This is a genomic window from Archangium sp. (genome assembly GCF_057119385.1).
Genome location: NZ_DBNGVP010000217.1, coordinates 1 through 20,115 on the forward strand (window position 1 = coordinate 1; position 20,115 = coordinate 20,115).

At 68.8% G+C, this 20,115-nt stretch carries 20 protein-coding genes and 1 pseudogene; 14 read left to right on the plus strand and 7 right to left on the minus strand.

Annotated elements, in window-relative coordinates:
• The 3 genes and pseudogenes from AC16DP_RS49125 to AC16DP_RS49135 all read left to right on the plus strand — a co-directional run.
• Positions 1 to 232: pseudogene (locus AC16DP_RS49125) on the plus strand (hypothetical protein); the annotation flags it as partial.
• On the plus strand, positions 229 to 4,683 hold the full coding sequence (locus AC16DP_RS49130) for a M15 family metallopeptidase (protein ID WP_329733134.1): 4,455 nt from the start codon (positions 229 to 231) through the stop codon (positions 4,681 to 4,683). The pseudogene AC16DP_RS49125 and the gene AC16DP_RS49130, both read left to right, overlap by 4 nt.
• Complete coding sequence (locus AC16DP_RS49135; RefSeq protein ID WP_329733135.1) at positions 4,680 to 6,755, plus strand: hypothetical protein; 2,076 nt, start codon at positions 4,680 to 4,682, stop codon at positions 6,753 to 6,755. The genes AC16DP_RS49130 and AC16DP_RS49135 overlap by 4 nt, the downstream gene beginning before the upstream one ends.
• Positions 6,756 to 6,770: 15 nt before the next feature.
• On the opposite strand, the gene AC16DP_RS49140 is transcribed toward AC16DP_RS49135, so the two are convergent.
• Both AC16DP_RS49140 and AC16DP_RS49145 read right to left on the minus strand, forming a co-directional pair.
• On the minus strand, positions 6,771 to 7,523 hold the full coding sequence (locus AC16DP_RS49140) for a Mut7-C RNAse domain-containing protein (RefSeq protein WP_329733136.1): 753 nt from the start codon (positions 7,521 to 7,523) through the stop codon (positions 6,771 to 6,773).
• Positions 7,520 to 7,873 carry an FAM210 family protein gene (locus AC16DP_RS49145; protein WP_329733137.1) on the minus strand — a complete coding sequence of 118 codons (354 nt, stop codon included), beginning with the start codon at positions 7,871 to 7,873 and terminating at the stop codon, positions 7,520 to 7,522. The genes AC16DP_RS49140 and AC16DP_RS49145 overlap by 4 nt, the downstream gene beginning before the upstream one ends.
• A 134-nt stretch (positions 7,874 to 8,007) precedes the next feature.
• Between AC16DP_RS49145 and lspA (AC16DP_RS49150) the strand changes: the two genes are divergently transcribed.
• The 6 genes from lspA (AC16DP_RS49150) (at position 8,008) to AC16DP_RS49175 (ending at position 12,844) form a co-directional block, all read left to right on the plus strand.
• A complete protein-coding gene (gene lspA / locus AC16DP_RS49150) occupies positions 8,008 to 8,625 on the plus strand; it encodes a signal peptidase II (protein ID WP_329733138.1) in 618 nt (205 codons plus the stop codon).
• A gap of 9 nt (positions 8,626 to 8,634) precedes the next feature.
• On the plus strand, positions 8,635 to 9,267 hold the full coding sequence (gene lspA, locus AC16DP_RS49155; protein ID WP_329733139.1) for a signal peptidase II: 633 nt from the start codon (positions 8,635 to 8,637) through the stop codon (positions 9,265 to 9,267).
• Positions 9,268 to 9,377: 110 nt separating this feature from the next.
• Positions 9,378 to 10,694: a prolipoprotein diacylglyceryl transferase gene (locus tag AC16DP_RS49160; RefSeq protein WP_329733140.1), complete on the plus strand. Its 1,317-nt coding sequence runs from the start codon at positions 9,378 to 9,380 to the stop codon at positions 10,692 to 10,694.
• 41 nt (positions 10,695 to 10,735) lie between these two features.
• Positions 10,736 to 11,782 (plus strand): MXAN_5187 C-terminal domain-containing protein, encoded by a 1,047-nt coding sequence (locus AC16DP_RS49165; protein ID WP_329733141.1) that lies wholly within the window; start codon positions 10,736 to 10,738, stop codon positions 11,780 to 11,782.
• Between the two features lie 11 nt (positions 11,783 to 11,793).
• Positions 11,794 to 12,303 carry a KdsC family phosphatase gene (locus tag AC16DP_RS49170; RefSeq protein ID WP_329733142.1) on the plus strand — a complete coding sequence of 170 codons (510 nt, stop codon included), beginning with the start codon at positions 11,794 to 11,796 and terminating at the stop codon, positions 12,301 to 12,303.
• Positions 12,304 to 12,475: 172 nt separating this feature from the next.
• Positions 12,476 to 12,844: a hypothetical protein gene (locus AC16DP_RS49175; protein WP_329733143.1), complete on the plus strand. Its 369-nt coding sequence runs from the start codon at positions 12,476 to 12,478 to the stop codon at positions 12,842 to 12,844.
• Between the two features lie 21 nt (positions 12,845 to 12,865).
• On the opposite strand, the gene AC16DP_RS49180 is transcribed toward AC16DP_RS49175, so the two are convergent.
• Positions 12,866 to 13,726 (minus strand): hypothetical protein, encoded by an 861-nt coding sequence (locus AC16DP_RS49180; RefSeq protein ID WP_329733144.1) that lies wholly within the window; start codon positions 13,724 to 13,726, stop codon positions 12,866 to 12,868.
• The gene (locus AC16DP_RS49185) at positions 13,726 to 14,466 is read right to left on the minus strand and encodes an AAA family ATPase (protein ID WP_329733145.1); all 741 of its coding nucleotides are present in this window, start codon (positions 14,464 to 14,466) and stop codon (positions 13,726 to 13,728) included. The genes AC16DP_RS49180 and AC16DP_RS49185 overlap by 1 nt, the downstream gene beginning before the upstream one ends.
• Positions 14,467 to 14,502: 36 nt before the next feature.
• Here AC16DP_RS49185 and AC16DP_RS49190 point away from each other — a divergent pair, with 36 nt between their 5' ends.
• From AC16DP_RS49190 to AC16DP_RS49210, 5 genes are all read left to right on the plus strand, one after another.
• Positions 14,503 to 14,718: a hypothetical protein gene (locus AC16DP_RS49190; RefSeq protein ID WP_329733146.1), complete on the plus strand. Its 216-nt coding sequence runs from the start codon at positions 14,503 to 14,505 to the stop codon at positions 14,716 to 14,718.
• Between the two features lie 363 nt (positions 14,719 to 15,081).
• Entirely contained in the window at positions 15,082 to 15,339 is a 258-nt protein-coding gene (locus AC16DP_RS49195; RefSeq protein ID WP_329733147.1) for a hypothetical protein, read from the plus strand.
• Positions 15,339 to 16,274 carry a tetratricopeptide repeat protein gene (locus tag AC16DP_RS49200; RefSeq protein WP_329733148.1) on the plus strand — a complete coding sequence of 312 codons (936 nt, stop codon included), beginning with the start codon at positions 15,339 to 15,341 and terminating at the stop codon, positions 16,272 to 16,274. Before AC16DP_RS49195 ends, AC16DP_RS49200 begins: the two co-directional genes overlap by 1 nt.
• Before the next feature lie 109 nt (positions 16,275 to 16,383).
• Positions 16,384 to 16,893 carry a MarR family winged helix-turn-helix transcriptional regulator gene (locus AC16DP_RS49205; RefSeq protein ID WP_329733149.1) on the plus strand — a complete coding sequence of 170 codons (510 nt, stop codon included), beginning with the start codon at positions 16,384 to 16,386 and terminating at the stop codon, positions 16,891 to 16,893.
• 39 nt (positions 16,894 to 16,932) lie between these two features.
• A complete protein-coding gene (locus AC16DP_RS49210) occupies positions 16,933 to 17,271 on the plus strand; it encodes an antibiotic biosynthesis monooxygenase family protein (RefSeq protein ID WP_329733150.1) in 339 nt (112 codons plus the stop codon).
• Here the strand turns inward: AC16DP_RS49210 and AC16DP_RS49215 are convergent.
• The 3 genes from AC16DP_RS49215 to AC16DP_RS49225 all read right to left on the minus strand — a co-directional run.
• Positions 17,268 to 18,197, minus strand: coding sequence for a DUF6929 family protein (locus AC16DP_RS49215; RefSeq protein ID WP_329733151.1), 930 nt, complete (start codon positions 18,195 to 18,197; stop codon positions 17,268 to 17,270). The two genes, AC16DP_RS49210 and AC16DP_RS49215, sit on opposite strands and share 4 nt — an antisense overlap.
• Before the next feature lie 114 nt (positions 18,198 to 18,311).
• Complete coding sequence (locus AC16DP_RS49220; protein ID WP_329733152.1) at positions 18,312 to 19,445, minus strand: HEAT repeat domain-containing protein; 1,134 nt, start codon at positions 19,443 to 19,445, stop codon at positions 18,312 to 18,314.
• Between the two features lie 3 nt (positions 19,446 to 19,448).
• On the minus strand, positions 19,449 to 20,115 hold a 667-nt coding region (locus AC16DP_RS49225; RefSeq protein WP_483957110.1), incomplete at its 5' end, for a HEAT repeat domain-containing protein.

The window sequence follows — 20,115 nt, forward strand, 5'->3', positions numbered from 1 at the left end:
GCCGGCCCAGGGCACGCAGGTCCGTCTGCGCGTCTACGACGTTGCCAAGAAGAAGCGGCTCCACTCCATCGACGCGGGGCATGACGGAGGGCCGGAGACCGAGTTGATGAGCGTCCAGGACATCGACAATGACGGCGTGCCCGAGATCGTCCACACCATCGCCGGTACCGGGGAGCGCACGTCGGTGCTCAAGTGGAGCAAGGGCAAGTTCGCCAAGGTGAAGGCTCCATGAGCTACGGCTATCAGGAGCCGACTCGCCTGTGCACCACCAAGGACGAGGTCAGGCGCGAGTCCAACTACGGTGCTCCGAAGACCAAGGACGAATTCGAGGGCGGCAACTCGTTCGAGAAGATCTCCAAGGTCTTCGGTAACCCCCTTCTCGAGAGCTTCTGCGCCAACCACATCGTTCCCGTGGAGTTGGTGGGCTTCGGGCCACAGAAGAACCAGGTTCGGAAGATCGACGTCAACCGCAAGCTGGCGCCTCTCTTCGCGGCGGCGTTCGAGAAGATCAAGGCAGCCAATCTGCCCTATGTACTGCATGCGGTCGGCGGCCACTATTTCCGTTACAAGCTGAACGACCAAGTCAAGGCCGTGCTCGTGAACCGCCCTGAATACGCCGAGCTGCGCAAGCAGCCTGGCTTCATGGGGAACTGGAACGTCGAGTGTGCCAGGCACGATCTCAAGAATCAGTCGTTCGATGAGCTCGTTCCGTGGAAGAAGGGCCACAGGCCCAAGAAGGAGCTGCTCTCCAATCATTCCTGGGGCAACGCCATCGACCTGAATGACCAGACGAACCCGTTCGACGCGACCAGGCGTTTCGACATGCCACGAAGAATCGTGGAGATCATGGCGAGCTTCGGGTTCCACTGGGGCGGCTACTACCACGACTACATGCACTTCGAGTACCTGCGCGCCACCGTGGCTGGGCTCCCCGACGAGGAGCCACCGCAGGTGTTCTTCCCCTTCAACGCGGAGCAGAAGCGCGAGTCGCCGCTCAAGTACTTCTTCCTCAACGAGAGCGGCAAGGGGGGCTACTTCCCGCTGGGACAGCAGCAGAACCTGCATGGGGGCGTGCATCTGGAGCCGGACTCGCCCAAGACCCTGGTGCCGGTCCAGGCGGCCATGCCCGGGTACATTGTGGCCGCGCGGCTCATGGCGCCGGGGACGGGCGGAGACAATGCGTTCCTCCGGGAGGCCACCGAGGGCCGTCACCTGGGCTTCGTGCTGATCCGCCACGAGTTGGCGGCCATCGAGGAGGGCAAGGAGTCCGAGCAGGTCCATCCGCTCTACAGCCTGTACATGCACCTGGCGTCCCCGAAGTGGGACAGGGCGAACGAGGAGTTCGAGAAGGCCCCCTGGCTCGCGTCCTTCTTGAAGATGCAGTTCGGCGGGGTGGTGAACCTGGAGCCGAGCAGCGCGGATGTTGGCAAGACCTTCTGGGCCCAGGAAAAGGTGGAGCCCGAGGCGGCCTCCTTCAAGGTCCAGGGCCGCGAGCAGCCCCTGCCCGCCAGGAGCGGCGAGCGCATCGTGGCCCTGGGCAAGCCGAGCCCCCAGGACGTCGAGGAAGCCATCCAGGCCTTCAAGGAAGGCTCCATCGTCACCTTCGACCGGCCGATCTTCCCCGTGGCCGCGGGAGAGACGATCGGCTTCGTCACCCAGGGCCATCCGGTCACCGCCCAGCCACCCAGGTACCTGCATTGGGAGCTGTTCTCCCTTTCGGGAGGGACAGGGGGGCTCGAGTTCCTCCTGGAGAAGTCTGGGAGGTTGAAGAGCCTGTTCAAGCAGGTCCAGGAGCACCGGCCGGACAACTTCCTGGAGATGCCTTCACCAAGCACGCCGGATGGCACCAACGAGGTCCAGAGCGTCCTCGGGCAGACCGGAGTCGAGCTCGTCAACGACCTGCTCAGCGACAGGTACGGTACGCCGCTGCGGAGGCACTTCAACGACGGCAAGACGTTCTTTCCGGCGGGCGGGTCGTCCGGGGGGGCCCAGACGCCACCGTTCACCTATCCCTTCGACCTCGAGCTCTCGAATCCGCACGAGTACAAGGGCGAGCCGGGGAGTGGGTCCTGCGTCCTCGAAGTCACCTACCAGAAGGCGGGGGTACCGCTCCCGGAGCCTCGGCGGGGACAGCGCCTCACGCTCACCCCGAACCAGGGCAAGGTCACCCTGACCGTACCCGCGGAGGCGGATGAGATCGTGCTCTGGTCGGAGCACTTCTTCCTGGATCAGCCCCTGGTGGTGAAGGCGGAGGAGGTGCGTCCGAAGCGGCTCGAGAGCCGAGAGGCCCTCTTCGAGAAGGCCGTGGCCCAGCGCTGGCGCAACCTCGTGCTCGATCACCTGAATGAGTGGACGCCGAAGGGCTTGAGCGAGCAGCTCGAGGCTCGCAAGAACGCGGGGCACATCGACCTGCCGGATGAGGACAATGCCTTCGAGGAGGTGAAGAAGCAGCTCCTGCCGCTGTGTTGGTGGTCCCGTCCGAAGACGGCTGAGGACAAGTTCGGTGAGGTCCCGGTGCTGGGACCGGACGCGAGCAAGAGTCTCTTCGGGGCGGACGGTCATCTGCTGCCAGATGACGCGAAGATCATCACCATGCACCCGGTTACGGCGCTGTGGCTCACCGACCTCTTGATCGAGAAGGGGGCCATTGCACTCAAGAAGGCATGGCCGCCGGGTACACTCAAGCGCGACGAGAGTACCCAACAGCCGCCTTTCCTGGGCGTGCTCTACAAGGATCCGCGGCCGCTGGTTGGAATGGAGATGCTTCCCGTGCTGGTGCAGCACGGCTACGGCACGACCGACGGCGCGGACGCGACCGATGTGTCCTTCTGGGTGCGCGCGCGAGATGGCGGCGGCCCGTCACAAGGGCCGATGCGGGTGTGCCGCACGCCCTATACCGAAGGAGTTGCCCTGGGGCGCTTCCGTTTCTCCTTCTGGGGACAGTGGGAGCTGTACGCCACCAACGGGGCCGACCAGCGCTTCGAGCCCGTGAAGACCGGGACGACGGTGTTCGAGATGTCCAAGCCCGAGTCCTCCGGGCAGACCTTCGCGCTTGGCACTGGCAAGCCCGATCCCAGCGGCAAGCTCCGGACCCTCGTCATGGGCAGCTTCATCGTCAGCGCGAACTGGCCTGCCGCGCTCGCTGGCTACATCGTGTTCGAGTACTGGCGGGTGCCCAAGAAGGGTGAGCCCGAGGCGAGGGTCTTCAGCAAGCTGGCGATCCCCGTCACCGCGCAGAGACCTCCTGAGCAACGGGTGGAGGGAGGGCTCCGGTTCAAGGGTGAGTTCATCGTGGGGGTGGAGAAGGCGAAGAGCAATCCCAAGGTCACGCCTAACTTCTCCTTCCAGGAGTTCGTGAGCCACAAGCGTCTGGGTCCGGTCTTCATGGGTGCCGCGACGGAATTCGTCCTGGCGGTTCCCCTGGTGCGTCGGCTCCAGGAACTGCGGGAGGTCTGCCGGCCCAGGAGCCGCACGGAGAAGGACATTCCCCTGACGGTGATGCGGCTCGAGGACTCCGGTGTCGAACTGCTCGTCATTCCCGTCTCGAATAAAGCCGAGGATCTCCAGGCCATCGTGGACAGGCTGCCGCGACTCTCCGACCAGCCCGACCTCCAGGTAGTGCGGGCGCAGGACGAGCCGGCGATCCGGATCACCTACGCGGCGAAGCCGGACTCCGGTCCTCTCAACCTCGAATTCGATCCAGGGCCCGCGTTGGGGCGGCTCGTCGCGCAAGCGCTCACCCAGGAGGGGGACAGCCTCCACGTCCGTCCCCACTTCATCGCGCCCAACGGCGGGCACACGCTGCTGGCCGGCAAGCCGGCCGTGGAGGGCGAGGCGAATCTCATCGAAGCCTCGGCGGAGGACATCAAGGCCGCCTGTGGCAATGACTTCCTCGAGCTCGCCGCGGACAAGGAATTGCCCCCCGTGAGCCGGTTCGAGTTCGGTGACCAGGTCATCAAGATGGGCCGGGGCAAGCTCATCACGGAGGTGCGCCTCCATGGCGATGCCCGTCAATGGGCCGCGGCCGGCCCCACGCTCAAGCTCACCGGAGGGGCCGAGTCGAAGAGCGCCATCGTGGGCTCCGTGGTCAGGGCGGATTGGGAGCTCATCAAGAAGAACGAGGTCGTCCCGGGCCGCTGGGGCGCGACGCTCGAGTTCTCCGCCAGCATCACCCAGCCCCAGAAGGTGGCGACGCCTCCGCCCCCGGTGAGCTGGAAGGTCGAGGTCAAACCGGGCCTCGATGAGCTCACGCTGGAGCCGCGGAAGTCGGAGCTCCGGTTCGTGGGCAAGGCCCGCTTCGTCCCCACCGATGTCGACCTCCAGATTGTCTGTGAGCGGATGGTCCGGGCGAGCGTGGGACAGGGAGTCTCCGTCCTCACCGAAGACCCGTCCGCGGACGGCGCCAGTGAGCAGCCGGAGGCGCTGTGGCAGGAGGACGCGGTCATCACCGGCTCCATCCGCTACACGGTCTCGGCCCGCGCGCACTTCGGGCGCTGTACGGAGACGGGGCTCTTCGAGGCCACCCTTCCCAAGGCCGCGCTCAAGAAGGACCAGGGTCCCTTCCGCTTCACCTGGCGCCCCCGGGTGGCCCGGGAAGGCGACCCGCTCATGATTCACGGCATCGCCGTCCAGGCGGCGTCCACCCCTGAGGTCACCTCCACGGAGCTGGGACTTGTCAAATGAGCACACAGGGCAGCGCAGGACAGACCGCCGCTCCGGTTCCGAGCGCCATCCGGGAGACCGAGTCGACCCGCTTGAGCGCGGGCTACCGCAACTCCATCTCCTTCGTGCTCGTCCCCCGGACCGCCATCACGTTCGACCCGATGGATGCCGCGACCACGAGGAACATCGCCGCCCCGGGCGAGCTGCTCATCGACGTCCCCATCCGGGGCAAGGGCAAGAACTTCAAGCCCGGAGACGTGGCGTGTGCGCTCACCTGGCTGGTGACGAGTGGGGAGAAGACAGCCTCGTACCCCGTGGATGGCGCGGTGATGAAGGTGGCGCCGGATGGGCGGTTCCATGTCGAGGTCGCGGGCAAGACTCCCGTCATCGACGTGGTGGCCCAGCGTCTGGTGGGCGAGGGGCTGGTGGGCTTCTCCCTCACGCCGGACTTTCCCCACGCCGAGACGGCCACCTTCCCTCCGTCCCTCCGCTTCAACAACACCTGTGCCATCAAGACGAAGGTGCCCAAGCCGGAGCAGATGCTCCTGGGGGCGCTCGTGACCTTCTCGCCCGACTTCGGGTGGACCTTCAAGAAGGCGGAGCTCGAGCTGCGCGTCATCGAGGTGGATGACGGCGCGACGGAGATCTCGGCCACGGTGCCCCGGAGCGCCTTCTCCCACCGGTGGGACGCAGGCAGCCTGTGGTCGGGCGACCAGTCGTGGGCCATCGGCTTCACGGGTGACTCCTGTGAGCAGCTCGCGGACGTGGGCGAGGAGGAAGCCGGAAGCTACGAGTTCGGCTGGCAGCTCTGGGGGGCGAGCCGGGCGGGGGGTCCCCAGACGCTGCTGCTCGAGCAGCGGGACTTCATCCGGCTCCCGAAGCCCAAGCTCGAGGAGTTCAAGATCGAATACGACAGGACCTGGCATGGGACCTGGGAGGTGAGCGGGAAGATCACGGGTGTGGCCCCGCGCGCCCATCTCATGCTCGACGTGGCGTTGGTGGAACCCGCGGCCGCCGCCGGGGCGCAGCCTCCGGACTACCGCGCCTCGCGGATCCAGATCGCCCTGGATGACGACGGCGTCTTCGAGGCCTACCTGGGAGACCGGCACCTGCCCTGGACGGCGGATCCGCTGGCCCCCGCCGAGCCCGCGCCGCCCCTGGTGGCCACGGCTTCCCAGGAGTCCCTCTGCCTCATCCCCGAAGCCGAGCCGCAGGCCTTCGCCATCCTCTCGTTCCCGGCCGCGGCGCGCGACGGAAAGCCGGGCCCGATGGCGGCCTACCTGGACTTCGACGAGGACACGTTCTCCGCCTTCAAGGGGCAGGGGCTGTCCTGGGATCCGGATGCCGATTGGATCTGCTCGCGGGAGGGCGTCTCGCTGATGCCGCGGCCCCCGAAGCCGAAGCGGCGCAACTCGGGGCTCACCACGAACCCGGCACCGCCGGTCGACGCGGGAGATCAGAAGTCGGTCATCACCTTCGAGGAGATGTGGCTCGACATCATCGCCTGGGAAGGCGTCGTCCCGTACATGTACCGGGATACCGAGGGCCATGTGACGGTGGGGGCGGGCAACATGCTCAGCCGCCTGGAGAAGAACGGCCCCGACGACGTGATGGCGGCCAAGGGTCTGCCCTTCCAGAACATGGATACCGGCAAGCCGGCAACGGAGGCGGAGATCGCGAAGGCCTTCGATGAGGTCCAGAAGCTGCCCAAGGCCATGCGGGCCACGGATTACGCGCTGAGGCCCACCATCGCGCTCACCGACCAGACCATCCGCGCGCTCGCCAAGAAGCGGCTCGACAACGAGTTCCTCCCCCACCTCGTGAACCACTTCCCCGACTTCCACAGCTATCCCCGCGCCGCCCGCCGCGGGCTGCTCGACATCGTCTACAACGTGGGGACGGGCAAGTTCCCGGGAAGGCCGAACAAGCCGGGCAAGGACTTCCTGTTCGACAGTCTCACCAAGGCCGCCAGGGCTCGGAACTGGGCCGTGGCCGCCGAGAACTGTCACACCTCGGGCACGCCCGAGAACCGCAATGCCTGGCGCAAGGCGCTCTTCCTGTACGCCGCCACCGTCGAGGCCAAGAAGACGTAGGCGTACACGCCGCGCCTACGGGTGCTGCTCCAACTCGCGCAGCTTGTCGATGATGACCTGCATGCGGTCGTGGTGCGAGCCCGCCCAGAACACCCGCTTGCAGTCGGGGCACTGCTGGAAGCGGGTGAACGTGGCGTGCACGTTCTCGGGCACGCGGCCGCGCACCTCCTCGGGCGAGGCCCCCGAGAGCGCGCCATTGCACGGGATGCACCGCGAGAAGGGCCGCATGTGCGCGGTGAGCTGGAAGCGCCGCACCACCTCCACCAACTGCTGGGAGGGGTCCGTCTCGCGCGGGAAGTACCCGTGAATCACCTCGGAGCGCTTGAGCACGCCCAGGTCCCGCGTGAGCAGGATGCGCCGCTCCTCGCGCGACAGCCGGGCGAGCACGTCATCCGCGTAGTCGTTGCGCCACAGCGTGTCGAAGCCGAGCATCCTCAGCAGGCCCGCGAGCCGGCCCAGCCCCACGTCCAACAGGAAGCGCGGCTCGGGCAGGGCAGGGGGCCCCACGCGCACCAGCGGTGTCACATCGATGGACGTGAACGCCGGGTAGACGGCCACCCGCTGCCCGTCCCCCACCCGGTGCGAGAAGTCCACCGCCTCTCCGTCCACCAGCACCACGTCCACCTCGGGGTGGGGCGGGCCGAGCGACTCGATGACATCCTTCACCGAGGGGGTGCCCTGGACGGTATGCGCGAACTCCACCCCCCGCCGCTCGGGCGCGAGGAAGTCATTGAGCGCGCCGTGGAAACGGACCTGGAGCCGCGTCATGGCCCGGCGGGCGGGTCGGCCGGGTTGGGACCCTTGTTGCGCAGGCGCCGGATGAGCCTGTCGAGCACCGGCGTGAGCGCGAACGTGATGGCGAAGCGCGGAATCTTGATGACCTGGCAGGCGAGGTACGCGCCGGTGAAGGTGCTCGCGGCCCCCACGGCGCCCTCCACCTTGAAGCCCGCGTCGATGAGCAGCATGAAGCCCACCAGGCACAGGCCGAAGATGGCGTAGTGCACCACCAGGGCCAGCGGGCCGTAGCGCATGATGAAGGCCTGCAGGCGCTCCATGAGCTTCGGTTTCGCCTGGGCCACGGCCGGGGCGTTGGGAGTCTCGTTCGGATTCGGCGTCACGGGTGGCTGAACAGTCTCCATCGTCCCCACCATGCCCCACTTCGAGGCTTCCAGCGAGTCAACCCGACGCCCGCCTGGCTGCTTTCCCGCGCGTGTTGTCAGGCTCCCTGCACCAGGGTAGACCTGAGGGTCCCATGATGCACCGCTTCCGTGTCCTGATCCTCGTGGGTCTCGCCACCCTCGCCGCCGACCAGGTGACCAAGTACCTGGCCGTGGCCCACCTCACGGAGGCGCTCGAGGGGCGCACCGGCTTCGCGCGGGTGACGGGCTTCGTCTCCGAGCAGAACCTGGACAACAGCCCGCCCGAGCCGGGCAAGTACCGGCGTCTGACGCCCTACCGCTTCATCGAGGACTACTGGCACTTCCGCTACGTGGAGAACCCGGGCGCCGCCTGGGGCCTCTTCGGCACCCTGCCCGAGTCCGTGCGCCGGCCCTTCTTCCACCTCGTCAGCCTGGTGGCGCTCGGCTTCATCGGCTTCATGTACGTGCGCCTCACCCCGGACCAGCGGCGGGTGCGCTGGGCCCTGGCGCTCGTGGCGGGTGGTGCGCTGGGCAACTTCGTGGACCGGCTCCTGCGCGGCTACGTCATCGACTTCATCGACTGGCACTGGCGCAACCAGCCCGGCATGCGCTGGCCCACCTTCAACGTGGCCGATGCCGCCATCTGCGTCGGTGTGGGTCTGCTCCTGCTGGACTCCTTCCTCGAGCGCAAGCCCGTGGAAACCGTGACGCCCGGGGGGCAGGTGGTATAAACGCCTCCCGTGCCCCGCAAATACATCCTCCTGCTGACGGTGGCGCTCGGCGTCATCGTCCTCGACCAGTGGACGAAGTACCTCGTCGTGCGCGAGCTCACCACGCGCTTCGATGACCGGCCCACGGTGGGCGAGCGTCTGTCGGCCATGTACGGCGAGCCGCCGCCCCAGGGCTTCGATGGGCTGCACTACCGCTCCAAGCGCTACATCGAGGTCTCCGAGTCCTTCTTCCGCCTGCGCTACGCGGAGAACCCGGGCGCGGCCTGGGGCCTGTTCCGGAGCCTTCCGCCCGCCACGCGCGGCCTGCTCTTCCACGTGGTGAGCATCGGCGCGGTGGTGCTCATCACCTGGTACTTCAGCAAGCTGAGCGGGAAGGATCCCCAGGAGCGCTGGGCCCTGTGGGGCCTGCCGCTGGTGCTGGGCGGGGCCATCGGCAACTACATCGACCGCATCGCCCGGGCCTTCGTCATCGATTTCCTCGAGGCCCATTGGTACGACAAGGCCGCCTGGCCGTCCTTCAACGTGGCCGACTCGGCCATCGTCGTGGGCGTGGGCCTGCTCCTGGTGGACGCCTTCGTGCGCAAGGAGACGCCCGACAAGGAGACGCCCAAGCAGGACAAGTCGGCCACGGCCCGCTCCTGACGGCCGGCCGCTCCCCCAGCGGGCGGTCCCGAGCGGGGGCCGCCACTCCCCACCCCCGCGGCGCCGTGAACGGGTAACCTGCGCGGCCTCGCGACCCCGAGGCTCCTGCCATGCTTCCCGTCCTCGTCCACTTCACCTTCACCTCCCTCTGGTCCCAGCTCGTCCTGTATGCCCTGGCGCTCGGCGTCGTGGGCTACATCGCCTCCAACGGCTGGCGCGGCGCCGAGGGCACCCCCAAGTCCCCCGGGGAGACGCCCGAGCCGCCCACCTCCAGTGAGCGCCTGCAGCGCGCGCTCGGCTATGGCGCCTTCGCCGCGGCCCTGGCGTGGTTCGGCCTGCGCTATGCGCTGCCCGCGTCCGCCATCCCCGGTGGCAAGGGCGAGGGCATCCCCATCCACACCTATGGTGTGCTGCTGGCCACCGGCTTCATGACGGCCCTGACGGTGGCGGCGCGGCTGGCACGCGAGGAGTGGCGCAAGCCCACGTGGGTGCCGGACGCCCAGGGCGGTGGCCAGTGGGTGGACACCGAGGGTCCGCGCAAGCAGGAGGCCATGATGGACTTCGGCTTCTACGCGCTGGTGGGGGGCCTGGTGGGCAGCCGCGTCCTCTTCGTCCTCGTCAACTGGAAGGACTACGCGCGCGACTGGACGCAGGTGTTCTCCCTGGGCGGCGGGCTCGTGTTCTACGGCGGCCTCATCGGCGCCGCGCTGGCGTCCATGCTCTTCGCCAAGCAGCACCGCATGGAGTTCATGCGGCTGGCGGACCTGGCCATCCCCACCGTGTCGCTGGGCCAGTGCCTGGGTCGCCTGGGGTGCTTCTCCGCCGGCTGCTGCTGGGGGGACGTCACCCACGCGGGCGCGCGCTTCGCCGTCCACTTCCCCGGCGCGGGGCTGGCCAAGGACCTCTTCGGGCGGCTCGGCGGCACCTCCAGCCTCGCCTTCCAGTCCCAGTCGCAGGACTCGCGCTACGTGGTGGAGGCCACCGGGGAGATTCTGCACCACATGGCCCCCGGCGCGGTGCGCATCTCCGACTGGGTGGCGCAGCACGGCACCACGCTGCCCATCTACCCCACCCAGATTTTCGAGTCCGTGGGCCAGCTCGTGCTCTTCCTGGCGCTGCTCTTCGCCCGGCGCTACCGGCGCTTCCACGGCCAGATTTTCGCCATGTGGCTGATGTGCTACGCGGTGCTGCGCACCACGGTGGAGCTGTTCCGCGGCGACACCGAGCGCGGCACCCTGCACGGCCTGCTCGAGTCCCTGGGCGCCTCCCGCCTGGCCGACTCGGTGCCCCTGGAGGCCTGGTTCAACATCTCCACCAGCCAGTTCATCTCCCTGTGCATGTTCACCTTTGGTGCGACTTTGCTGTACCGGCGGATCCGCCGGGCAAGCGAGGCGGCTGGCGTCGGCCCGACACCGAGCCCTGCCTGAGGTTGATCCCCGGTCCCGTCTTGAGGACACTCTAGGAACCCATGGCGTACGAGTCCTCGAAGTCGTCCACGAAGAACCAGGCCTTGAAGGCCGGAACCTCGGCGAAGTCGTCCGCCAAGCTGGCCGCGACCAGTGGTGACACCAAGTCCGGGATGCCCACGATGTCGGGCAGTGAGGTGGCGTTCCAGGAGTGTGACGCCATCGAGGCCGACATCGCCGCCCTCAAGGTGGCCTACGAGTTCTACTTCATGGGGAACGAGCGCCTGCCGCCGACGCGGGCGTACGAGGACCTCAAGAAGCGGCTGGAGCGGCTGAAGACGAGCTTCATCCGCAACACCGCGGCCAAGTTCCGCGTGCAGGCCATCGCCACCAAGTTCGCCACGTACGAGCGGCTGTGGCAGCGCACGCTGCAGGAAATCGAGAACGGCACCTACAAGCGGGACGTGGCCAAGGTGAAGCGCCGCACGCAGAAGCAGGCGGGCTCCGACAGGCCCAAGACGCTGGGCGCCATCGAGCTGCCGGACGAGGATTTCGATGTCGAGGAGGTGAAGCCCTCCAAGGTGCCGTCCATCGCGCCGCTCGTCCCGCCCGTGGAACCGGTGCCCTTCCGGGGTGGCGTGCCGTCGGTGGCGCCGCTGGTGCCCTCGGTGGCGCCGCTCGTCCCGCCCGTGGCGCCCGTGGCGGGCACGCCGGCCCGGGGCACCGCGATTCCGTCCATTCCCTCCGTGGCCCCGGTGGCGCCGCGCGTGGCTCCGGTGGTGCCTCCCGTGGCGCCCGCCGTGCCGCGCGTGGCTCCCGCGGTCCCGCCCGTGGCGGCCCGTCCCGCCGCCAAACCCGCGGGGGCGCGTCCTCCCGTGGCGGCCAGCGGCGGTGGGCTCTCCGACGACAAGCTCAAGTCCGTCTATGACGCCTACGTCGCCGCCAAGCGTCAGAACAAGGAGGACACCTCCAAGATGAACTACGACTCCATCGCCGCCACGCTGCGCAAGCAGGTGCCCGAGCTGATGAAGCAGCACAACGCCAGGTCGGTGGAGTTCAAGGTCGTCATCAAGGATGGCAAGGCCGTCCTCAAGGCCGTTCCCAAGTAGGGCGAGCGCGGATGAACCAGAACCTCGAGTCGCTCAAGGAGCGGGTGAGCCGCCTGTCGGTGATGATTTTCGACATCGACGGCACGCTCACCGATGGCCGCATCTTCTGGGTGCCCAACTCGGGCTGGACGCAGATGTACAGCGTGCGCGACGGCATGGGCATCAAGCGGCTGCAGGAGGCGGGGCTGGAGGTGGCGGCCATCTCCGGCGGCGACAGCCTGTCCGCGCAGATGCGGATGCAGTCGCTGGGCCTCAAGCACGTGCACTTCGGCAGCCAGGACAAGGTGGCGCACTTCGAGAAGCTGCTGGAGCTGTTGAAGGTGACGGCGGACCGGTGTGGGTACATGGGCGACGAGACGGTGGACCTGCCGCTGCTCAAGGCGGTGGGTTTCTCGGCGGCGCCGCCCGAGGCCCCGGACGAGGTGCGTTCGCAAGTGCACTATGTGGCGCAGCGGCCGGCGGGCTTCGGCGCGGCGCGTGAGGTGTGTGAGTTCATTCTTCGTCACCGGCAGGCGCCGTAGCGCCCTGGAGGACGGGGTAAGCGTCGGCTGTTGGAATCCGTTACATGCCGGGGAGATCCATCCGTCCCGGGGGGAGGTTGTCCCCTGGAGGAGGGCTCCCTAGTTTCCGCCACGCGAGAGGCCCTGCCGGGCGCTCGCGGGCAGGCAAACGCACCGGACTTCGAGGTGGGCGATGGCGGGTCGGACACGGCGCTGGGGGCTCGGGGTGGCGGCGATGGCGCTGTGCCTGGCGAGCGGTTGCGTGGGGCCTCCCGAGGACGCGGAGGCGCGGCTGGCGCAGCTGGAGGCCGAGGACAAGCAGATGGACGCGGCGCTCGACGCGGTGGAGACGCGGCTGCTGGGCAACCAGTCCAAGATGCACCTGTGGCAGGAGTTGGAGCGGCGGCACGAGCAGGTGTCGGCCATCCAGTGCCGCGTGGCGGATTCGCACCTCATGGCCATGGCCGAGCACTACGAGAAGCAGGAGGCCAAGGCGCGCCAGCTGCACAAGCGCCGCCGCATGGCCGCCGTGAACGCCGCGGTGATGACCGGGAGCCGTTGAGCGGCAACCCGGCACCCGGGTTCAGAGGTTGCGCAGCACCGCCTCGGCGCCAGGGCTCGAGGTCTCGGGGTGACACGTCCCGGGAAACGGGTTGTCCACCTCGAGGGCCTCGGAGAGGTCCGCGAACAGTGAGCGCGCGAGCCGGGCGTGGGACTCCTGGGACAGGGCACCGGACCAGTCGAGCTCGCGCAGGGCCTTCACTCCGCCGTGGGTCTCCCGGTAGCGGTGGGGGTTGGGGTTCTGCTCGTCCCCTTCCGGGTCGCAGAGGTACTGGAGATACCGTTTGGGGTGGCGCTGGCGGTCGGGCGTGGCCCAGTACTTCGCCTTGTCCGGCACTTCGAGGAACGGCGGCTCGTGGGTGATGAAGTCCTCGACGTCGAGGGCTCGGGCATCCACGGTGGAAGGGCGCTGTGCACCCGCACGGGTGAGCGCGCCGGGCTCGCCGTAGAAGTAGGCTTCCACCATGGGGCAGAGCAGGTGGAAGGAGCAGTGCTCGCGCAGGCGCTGGACGACCTGCTCCTGACGCCTGGCACTGGGCCATGCGTAGGTCTCGAGATGGTGCTTCACGGCCTCGCGCAGCTGGCCGACGACCACGTCCACCTGGTCGAGGTTCGGCAGCTCCACGTCATCCACGGCGATGACGAGGTCGGGGCGCTCTCCGGTCCGTCCCGGGTCCGTGGCGGCGACCATGGCCGCCGCGAGCCTGTCCACCTGGCTCGGGCGGGTTCCCCCCGTCCGGGGAACGAGCTTCAGGCGTGCGCTGGTGAAGGAGTCGCGGATGATGGGGGATGTGAACTCGGCGGAGGGGAAGTACCGCCGGAGCGAGGGCACCAGCCCGGCTCGTTCGCACTCGCCCGTGGTGATGAGGACGACCTTCTTCATCAGGAGGGCTCGGGCTCCCCAGGGGCGCCGAACTCGAGGTGCGCGTAGAGGTCTCCCAGTGAGAAGTGGGAGAGGTACTCGGGGTCGCGGAACTGGTTCAGGGGAACCGGGTTGGTCTTCTGGGACGGCTCCATTACATAGACCTGCTCGGGGCAGTCACGGAACTGGTCGAGCACGACGGGCGAGTGCGTGGCGAGCAGCACGGTGCTCTTCGTCTGGGCCGACCAGGTACGGAACGCCTCGATGAGCCGCTTGATGGCGAAGGGATGGAGCGCGTTCTCCACTTCATCGAGAGCGACCATGCCGCCTTCGGGGACAGAGGCCACCGCGCACAGGTGCAGCAGCGCGACGAGCAGGCCATTGGCCGCGAAGGTGATGGGATAGGTGGTGTCGGGCCTCGGGGCTACGACACGTGCGGCGACCGTCGTTCCGGCGGTTTCGAAGTCCAGGTCCGAGAAGTTGTCCGGGAAGAGGGTTCGCAGGCTCTCCATGACGAAGTTGATGCGGACGCGGTCGGCGCGCGTGTCCCGCCAGTTGCGCAGGACGGAGAAGACGTTGCGCCCATGGACGTCCAGCGCCTTCTCCGAGGAGAGCGGGGAGCCGTTCTCCCGGATGTGGGCGAGGTGGTAGTCCGCGTAGCAGCGGTAGCCTTGGAGAAGCGAGAGCAGTGGTTGAACTCTTGCCGCAGTGTCCGGGTTGTCCGCAGCCAGGCGGAGCAGACTTCGCTCGTCTGCGGGCATTGATGTCTTGTTGAATTGGACCGAGGTGACTCCGCGTTGGCCAAGCAATCTCCGACCTTCAATGAGTTCCTCAGCGTAGCTTCCACCGGAGCGGAACTCGCTGCTCTTGATGCCGATAGTCCAACTGATGTTGTTGCGTTCGACATGAAGATCGATGACTCCGCTGGGCCCGGTGTCGAAGTTCGCCAGGTTGGCAACGCCTCCTCTGTGGTCCAGTGCGCGCATCAAACCGTGCTCAAGGGTATGGCGTAGCAGCTGGGGCACATCCAGCAGTGTGCTCTTCCCGGCGCCGTTGGGACCCACGAGGGTGCAGACTCCTTGTGGCGCCCAATCTGTCCTTCGGAGGGCTCGGTAGTTCCTGACTGTAAGTCTCAGCGGCATCCGGACACCCTCGTCTCTCCGGTCACGCGGACGTGCTACCACGGATATAGCCACGGCTCCGCACTCTGGACGCGGGTCTCGTACACGGGTGCAACCCGGGGCCCGATATACCCTCACCCCGGCCCTCTCCCGGAGGGAGAGGGGGATGGGGAGGTGCTCGGAACCCTGGGGGGCGGCCGGGCGGGCGCCGGCTTCCGTGACGAGGGCGTCAATTCCGGGTAGAACTCCCGCCTCGTGAGAACCCGGATTGGAGCACTCGTCCTTGCTGTCGTGGCCGGGCTCGCCGGCTGCGGTATCCCTCCGCCCGAGGCGTGCGTCCAGGAGCCCACTCCGGTCCTGGATGCCCAGGGCGACGTCTTCCGCTGCATCGCCGCCGAGGACTGTCCCCGCTCCTCCCGTATTTCCCTGTGTGTCGACGACGCCGGTGGTGACGTGGCCTGCATCCGCTGCCTCGAGACCCGGTGTGTCACCATTGCCCCGGAGACCTGCTGATGCGGCGCGTGATGCTCGCCCTCGCCCTCGCGCTTGCCCCGGGTTGCTCCCGGGATGGCGCCACCGACCACATGCAGCGCGCCCGCGACGCCATCTTCGAGAAGCGTCCCGATGAGGCCCTCGTCGAGTACCGCAAGGCGCTCGACTCCCTGCGCATGGACGAGTCCGCCCAGGCCCAGGTGCTCAAGGCCCGCGCCCTCAAGGGCGCCGCCGACGTCTACTGGCTCGAGCTGCGCAAGGTGAAGGAGGCCGTGAGCGTCTACAAGGAGCTCATCAACCAGTGCCCCGAGTCTCCCGAGGCCCTCGAGGGCCGCGTGGTGCTCGCCGAGCTGCTGCGCGTGCACTACCGCGACCCGCGCGGCGCCATTGATCAACTCACCGCCGCCCTGGCCCGCAACCCGCCCCAGAGCGCCGAGCTGCACTACCAGGTGGCCAAGCTGTACTTCGAGCTGCAGGACTACCAGCAGTGCGTGCTCGAGTCGCGCAAGCTCGTCGAGCGCTTCGCCACCAGCGCCTTCGTGGACGATGCCATCTACCTGCAGGCCCAGGCGCTGCACATGCAGGCGCTCAAGGCCGAGCCCGGCGCACCCGAGATTCCGCGCTTCCGCCAGGAGGCCTCGCGCACGTACGCGGACCTCATCACCCGCTTCCCGGACTCGGAGCTCGCCCCCCACGCCGTCTTCGAGATGGGCAAGCTCAAGGCCGAGGCCGGTGACTACGAGAAGGCCATCGAGACGTGGGTGCAGGCCCTGAAGACGCACCCGGAGCCGGCCACCGTGCAGGACGCCATCGCCCGCGCCCGGCGCCGCATCGCCGCGACGACGCCGGAAGAGGTCGGCTCGCGCACCACGGCCTTCGAGCGCAACCGCCCGCCCCCGCGCAACTCCATCGAGGCCGTCGGCGGCTCGGCCGATGAACGCGACCACGGCGACTGACACTCGCCCTCCCTTCCTCCCTCTCCCCCTGGGAGAGGGCCGGGGTGAGGGGCTGTCTCCCCGCCTTTCCGTTGCATCCGCGTGCCCAGGTCGTTAGGCTCCTAACGAGATGGCGCTCGAACTGAAGAACCTCCCGGAGTACGAGACCCTCCAGCGGGATGCGAGGCGCTATCCGGAGTCGGACGCGTCGGCCGTGGAGGCGTGTCTGACGCTGCTGCGGATTTCGGACGACGTGGAGGCGGCCTATGGGGCGCACTTCGCGCGGCACGGGCTGTCCCAGGCGCGCTTCATCGTCCTCATGCAGCTGCAGCGGGAGGAGGAGGGCCTGCGTCCCGCCGAGCTGGCCGAGCGCACGGGCGTCACGCGCGCGACGATGACGGGGCTGCTGGACGGGCTGGAGAAGGAGGGGCTCATCCTGCGCCGGGCGCATGCCGAGGACGGGCGCATGTCGGTGGTGCGCGTGTCCGCCAAGGGGCGTCAGCGGTTGGAGGGCATCCTCCCGGACCACTACCGCCGCACCGCCGCCTTGATGAGCGGCCTGTCCGCCGCGGAGCGCCAGCAACTCACGGCCCTGCTCACGAAGGTGGCCGCCGGCATCCCCCATGTCCGGGACCCCTGAGGCTCTTTTTTTTGACCGAGTAGTTAGGAGGCTAATCACATGGAAGCAATCACGACGCGCATCGTTCCGGGCAATGGGGTGTGCACCCTCATCAACGTCTTCACCGTGGCGCCCGAGCGGCAGGCGGAGCTGGTGAAGCTGTTGGAGGAGGCGACGGAGGAGGTGATGCGGCACCTGCCGGGGTTCATCTCGGCGAACCTCCACCGGAGCCTGGATGGCACCCGGGTGACCAACTACGCGCAGTGGGCGAGCCGCGAGCACTTCGAGGCCATGCTGCGCAATCCGAAGGCCCAGGTGCACATGCGGGCCGCGGCGGCGCTGGTGGAGCAGTACGAGCCGCACCTGTACGAGGTGGCCTCCACGCACGCGCGTGCCTAGGCGCGCACGCCCTCCAGCACCGTCTCGAAGAGGGGCGCGGCCTGCGTGGGGTCATCCGCGTCCGCCACGAGCAGCAGGTGGATGCGGCCACCCTCCACTCGCGCGTCCACGCCCTCCAGCTTCACCTTCGCGTCCACGCCATCGAGGAACATCGGCGTGCCATCCGGCGCCAGCACGCCCACCGCCGAGCCCATCACCGCGCCATCCGCGTAGGCGTCCCGGGTGTCCTCGGCGGCGGCGGTGAAGACGATGCGGCCATCCGGCAGCGGCGCCGCGTCCGTGAAGGACAGGCGCACGGTGCCCGCCCGGCCCAGCTCCCAGCGCCGCACGATGCGCACCACGTCCGCCTCCAGCGGCGCGCCCGCCTCCAGTGCTCGCACCACGCGGCCCGCGTCCAGGTCCACCACCGCGTCCTTGCCCTCGTCCCCGTTGCCCCGGTTGAGCAGGCGCAGGCGCGCGCCCGACACCGCCGCCCCCTCCACGTTGAGCGGACCCAGCTCCCGCGCGAGCTGCGCGTACAGGCGGGTGAAGTCCACCTCGCGCACCGGGCCGCCCACGCTCCCGTCCGCCGCGAGCGGGATGAGGGCTCCCTTCTGCCTCACCGCCGTGCTCCCCGAGGGCACCGCCAGCAGCGCTCCATGTGGCGCACCCTGCAGGCCCTGCACGAGGCAGAGCGCCTCCATGTCGGGCTTCTGGGCCTTGCGGCTCCGGGGCTCCAGCGGCAGCTCGCCCGGCAACAGGCGCTGGAATGCACCGGGGGCCTCGCCCTCCAGCGGGAAGGTGGCCAGGAAGAGCGAGTCGTCCGCGACGACGTGCAGCCACTGGCCCGCGCGCACCAGGCCGCTCGCGGCCGATACGTGGGCATGGCCCCCGGCCGTCTCGGGTGCCTGCAGGGTCAGTTTCCGGCGCTGGGTGAGGCGGAGCATGCGGTTCCTCGGGTTGGCGACACCCTCACCCTAACCCCCTCCCAGGGGGAGAGGGGACTTCTCACCGGTCCTGTGTCCGCTCCTGGGTCCGGTGTCTCGCTGGTGGGGGGGGGCTCAGCCCTTCTGGCCCCAGCCGTGCTCCAGCGCCTGCTTGTCGCGCAGCAGCAGGTTCCACGTCTGCGGCTGCGAGGCCAGCAGCGTGAGCCAGGTGTCGATCTCCCCATCCATCGCCGGGTCCACGCCCTTGAGCTTCTGAAGCACCGGCACCGCGCCCGACAGGCCCAGCCGCGAGATGCTCTCCAGGATGGCGCCGCGCACTTCGCGCGAGCCCTCCGTGGCGAAGCGCTCCGTCAGCGCCTTCATCGTCCGCCCGGTCTCGCCCACCTGCACCGTGCCCAGCGCCTTCGCCGCCGCGGCCCGGACTTCGGGGTGCTCGGACTTCTCGAGCAGCTGCCGCACGGAGTCCACCGCCGGGGTCCGCGCCGCCTCGATGGAGGATGCGCTCAGCAGCCCCGCCGCCGTCTTCGGATCGCTCGCCTCCGACGCGAGCGCCACCGCCTGCTCCGCCACGCCCTGGAAGCGTCCGAAGTTGCGCGCGGCCTCGTCCGTCAGGTTGCCCACCACCGCCTCGCGCACCTCGGGCGCCGGGTCCTTCACCCACTGCCGGTACGCCTGCCGCGTGGACTCCGCCTTCGCCAGCACCTCGCTCGCCGGCTCGTCCGAGGCCCGCAGCGCTCGCACCATCACCGCCTTGCGCCCCGGGTCCGTTTCGCGCCCCGCCTTGTCCAGCACCCGCTCCAGCACCTCCCGGTTCCCCGTCAGGTTGAAGCGCATCACCCAGAGCGCCGTCAGCGCCTCCAGCACCTCCGGGTCCTGCTCCGCCTCCACCTTCGCCCACAGCTGCTCGGGGGGCAGGTTCTCCAGGATGCCGCGCAGCTGCTCCATCACGTAGCGGCGCCACGCCGGCGAGCCCTTGCCCTGGCGGTACTCCTCCACCAGGGAGTCCAGCTCGCACGGCACCGCCCGCAGCATGTCCTGGGGCGGGGGGCCCTTTGCCACGGGGGCCGGGGCTGGCGTGGCCGGAGCCTTCTGTCCGCCACCCGCGCTCGCGCCGTCCGAGGCCACGGGAGCCCGCGGCTCACCGGAGGGCGCGTTCCCCCTGCCCGAGAGCCACACCATCAGCCCCGCGAGCACGGCGATCAGCCCCGCGCCAACACCCACCCACTTCTTGTTCGCTCCCGTGCTCATCGCCTACCCCTCCGGGGCCTCGCAGCGGTGGTGGTTGGCCTTGCCGGGGAACACCCGGTCGAAGTCCACCTGCCCCCCGTCATACAGCGCCTTGAAGTCGGCGTAGTCCTGCCGGAAGCGCGCGTCCTGCCGCGCGAAGTCCTTCAGCAGCGGCAGCGCCCGCGCCCCCGCGGCCCGCACCGCGTAGCGGACGATGGCCCAGCGCACGCACTCGTTCTTCTCCTGGGGGAAGGACTCGCCGAAGGCCTCGAGCACCGCCTGCGTGTCCCGCCCCGAGGACATCACCAGCGCGGCCATCTCGCGCACGTCCGGGTCCGGGTCCTCGCGCTGGAGCTTCGCCAGCTGCTGCAGGGACTGCCCCTCGATGCGGGCGTCCGGGTAGGTGCCCATCTCGATGGCCAGGCCGCGCATGTCCGGCTCGGTGGAGTCGAGCGCCACCTCCAGCAGCTTGCCCATGTACGGGTCGAAGCGGCCGGTGCGCTGGAAGTCGTTGTCCATCACCCGGCCGATGGAGCGCACCGTGTGCATGGCCACGCCCGTGACGAGCGTGTCCTTCTTGGCCAGCGTGGTGAGGCGCTCCAGCATGGCCGGCTCGAAGCGGTGCTGCGTCTCCAGGGCCATGAGGGCGTTGGCCTGGTGGCCGGGGTCCTGGTGGCTCTCGGCCATGGAG